Raw genomic sequence first — 849 nt, 5'->3', positions numbered from 1 at the left:
CTGCTCGCCCTGCACAAGGCAACCGTCGAGCTGATCTGCCAGCAGCGGGACCTTCTCGCGTACTACGACACCGATGCCGAGTTGTTCGGTGATGACCCCGAAGTCGACTGAGTTCAGAGTGCCCCGTAGCTTCGGCTACGGGGCACTCACTTTCTCTCGGCTACCAGCCACGATAGCTCTCGTACAGCTTCTTCCCGAGCCACCAGAGCAGCCAACCGAACAGAGCGCATCCGCCGAGGGCGGCGAGAGCGATGAGTCCCTTCGCCCACCAGGCGCTCGCGGTGGCGAACGAGTCCCAGGCCCATCCGAGCAGTGGCCCGAGGCCGAGCACCTGCGTGATCCCGCCGACCATCCCCGTGAGCATGATGAACGCGACAGTGAACGGGATGAGGGCAAGGCACATACGACCGACCGATGTCCAGGTGACCTTCGCCGAGAGCCGCTCGACTCGCCGCTCGGCCCGCCCGACAGCACCGACCACCTCGTGGGCGCGGCCGGTCACCTCAGCGAGCTTCTCAGTGCCGAGCCTGCCCACCCGATCTTCGAGCCCCGCGACGGTCTGCTCGACCCTCTGGACTGGAGCTTCGACAGCCTTCGCCAGACATTGATCAAGCACCTTCACAGCGTGCTCGGTGAGCTTGTCCGTGTCGATACGGACGTTGCCGCGCTTACGGACGGCCTCGGCGAGGTCAGCCGAGGCTGAAGTCGTCGTCTTCAGCTCCTCGCTGATCTTCTGCGTCATCGTGTATGCGGCCAGGTCCTCCCGGGTTACCGAGGACCCGTCGGGCAGCTTCACGACCTCGTTGCTGCTCAGCTGCTGCGCGACGGCGCTCAGCGTCTTCTCGATCT

At 65.0% G+C, this 849-nt stretch carries 1 protein-coding gene; it reads right to left on the bottom strand.

The window, feature by feature from the left end; genetic code table 11:
* Nucleotides 1–160: 160 nt before the first annotated feature.
* The coding region (locus ACPYO4_RS16360) for a hypothetical protein (RefSeq protein ID WP_425710303.1) at nucleotides 161–849 on the bottom strand (689 nt) is incomplete at its 5' end.

It is taken from the genome of Georgenia sp. Z1491, from assembly GCF_049856175.1.
Taxonomy (GTDB): Bacteria; Actinomycetota; Actinomycetes; order Actinomycetales; family Actinomycetaceae; genus JB111.
The sequence above is the reverse complement of the archived record's forward strand: the minus strand, read 5'-3'. Positions and strand labels throughout refer to the sequence as shown.